Genomic DNA, 2,720 nt, shown 5'->3' on the forward strand with positions numbered 1-2,720 from the left:
CATACGGATCGGTCAGGAATTTCCGATGGGTCCGTGCCGGGATGGTATAGTAGTCCTGTTGATAATCGGTCTCGGTATCAACTGAGTCAGGTTCATACATCATCCGCTGTTCCACTCCGTTCTCCCGGTACCAGTACATGTTCATCCTGCCAGAACTTGAGAACCCATTCGTTCCTTTATATCGTGAATCGGCACGATCATACGCATTCTCCTCCCACATCGTGTACACGCCATTATAAAGCGGGTGGTTTTTCAGAATCCCTCCGATTATTCGCTCCACTTCGTCCCTGCCGAGAGGTTTTCCTTCACTATACGGTCCAAGCAGCACCTCTGCCAGGGCCTCGGTTGAATGCATCGGCTCAAGGAGAACTCCGGTGATCGCCTCTGCCTGAGCATCAGCAAGAATTCTGAGTTCGTCCTTTGCACTTGAAACAGATGTATTATATGTTGAAAATGCTGCAAAGAGGATGATAACGCCTGCGACAACAAGAAGAGAAAGAGAACCGGCAAATAATATCTTTTTATTTATTGACCTGAATGATAAAAGAGAGACCATGATAGATCATGCCCGGGGTACGTAATAAAAGAACCTGATAGAGTGATCATCAATTCGTACATCTCGATCGTGCACCATGATAGATACTATCACGGTTCGCGTCAAAAATGTACCTATGGACAGCCGGGTACCTGGGTACGAGTTACAAAGCCGGATGAAACGTTTTATTGACAGGATGGATGAGAAAAAACCGGATTGGGAACTGGCGGTTATTTTTGGAAATGTAAATCTCTATTATTTTACCGGCACCATGCAGGACAGCATGCTCTATATTCCCCGTGATGGGGAACCGGCACTCTGGGTCAGGAAGAGTTATGAACGTGCCATCAATGAATCTGAATTTCCGACAATCGAGAGAATGGGGAGTTTTCGTGATGCACGGCAGGCATACCCGGCTCTTCCTGATACCGTATACCTTGAGACAGAGATTATCCCCCTTGCCCTGTATCAACGATTTTCAAAACACTTTCCCATCCCAAAGACTGAACCGGCAGATCGGGAGATCTCAATGGTCAGAGCGGTAAAAAGCGAGTTTGAACTGACGCTCCTTGAAAAGTCAGGGGAGATCCACGCACGGGTGCTTGAGGATTGCGTTCCGGATCTGCTCAAAGAAGGGATACGTGAGTGTGATTTTGCCGCCAGTCTGTATTCGCTTCTTGTCAGTGAAGGGCATCATGGCATTGCCAGGTTTGGGATGTTTAATACCGAGATGCTGCTTGGTCAGATCGGATTTGGAGAAAATTCACTGTATCCCACATATTTTGACGGGCCGGGAGGATCAGTTGGATTATGCCCCGCTGTCCCACTCCTTGGGGACCGGAAACGACGGCTCAAAAAAGGAGATCTCGTATTTGTTGACGTCGGATGCGGATATGGCGGGTATCATACCGATAAAACTATGACATATGTCTATGGATCATCCCTGCCTGATGATGTCATTGCAGAACACAACCGGTGTGTTGATATCCAAAACCATCTTGCCTCTCTCCTCGTACCTGGCGCTATTCCTGCACAGATATACCGGGATGTGATGGAGGCGCTTGAGCCGGAATTTATACAGAATTTCATGGGATATAAAGACCGCAAAGTCAGATTCCTGGGACATGGTGTGGGACTTTTCATCGATGAGATCCCAGTAATCGCTGAAGGATGTACCGAACCACTCAAGGAAAACATGGTCATTGCCCTGGAACCAAAGAAGGGCATTTCAGGAGTAGGAATGGTCGGTATAGAAAACACCTTTGTGGTCACAAGGAACAAAGGTCGGTGTATTACCGGAACAAACCCCGGGCTCATATCTGTACCGTGCTGATCGTCATGTAAATCTGATAGGATGATTCTTCTGCAGGTACTGGAGAATCCAGAACCTCCAGGCACATAATCCCGGACCGGTTGGAAGGAACATCATTTCACTTACGGTCATCAGATACCTTCCGGGACCAGATCGCCGGCAAGGGCGGTTCTGCTCTGATCCATTATGTCGAACATTGCGCGAGTTGAGAAACCATTCATATTTCAGATATTCATCTCACATATCCCATTACATGAGATGCGAAAAATGATATCAATAGATGCCTGCTCTGAACGAAACATGGTCGCGTTTTTGATTCTTATATGATCGACATAATTGTACGACAAATACGATTTTATTTAAATTTTAATTCTACACGATTGATCATGCGATCGGCAATGAGTCAGGTGTCGATCAGGTCACGGTCCGGTATGATGATCATATGGATGACCGGTGACACCCCCGCATGAACCAAATGGTGGTACAATATGGCTGAAAACTTTGATGTCAAGCTTGACAACAAAACCTACATCCCTGATCCATCCTACCAGGCAAATTCTGCCCTCGGTGATTACAAGAAGGCATATGCAGAGTTTTTATCTGACCCGGACGGTTTCTGGGCAGGAAAAGCAAGAGAACTGGACTGGATCAAACCCTGGGACAAGGTAAAGGAATGGGACTGGCCAAATGCCCGGTGGTTTCGTGGAGGAAAACTCAATATCTCTGCAAACTGTCTGGATCGGCATGTGAAAAACGGACGGCGGAATAAGCTTGCCCTAATCTGGAAAGGAGAACGGGGGAAAGAGGAGATCTACACATACCGTCAGCTGTACCGGGCTGTGATGCGGTTTGCCAATGCCTTAAAAAAACTGG

General features: G+C 47.1%; 3 protein-coding genes. 2 read left to right on the forward strand and 1 reads right to left on the reverse strand.

What is annotated here, in order from left to right:
* On the reverse strand, positions 1-556 hold a 556-nt coding region (locus tag PLA23_RS12385), incomplete at its 3' end, for a cache domain-containing protein (protein ID WP_324475380.1).
* 115 nt (positions 557-671) lie between these two features.
* Between PLA23_RS12385 and PLA23_RS12390 the strand changes: the two genes are divergently transcribed.
* Positions 672-1,868, forward strand: coding sequence for a M24 family metallopeptidase (locus PLA23_RS12390; protein WP_324475381.1), 1,197 nt, complete (start codon positions 672-674; stop codon positions 1,866-1,868).
* Positions 1,869-2,335: 467 nt separating this feature from the next.
* On the forward strand, positions 2,336-2,720 hold a 385-nt coding region (locus PLA23_RS12395; protein ID WP_324475382.1), incomplete at its 3' end, for an acetyl-coenzyme A synthetase N-terminal domain-containing protein.

Origin of the sequence: Methanospirillum sp. (assembly GCF_035406105.1) — an archaeon.
In the GTDB taxonomy this organism is placed as follows: Archaea; Halobacteriota; Methanomicrobia; order Methanomicrobiales; family Methanospirillaceae; genus Methanospirillum.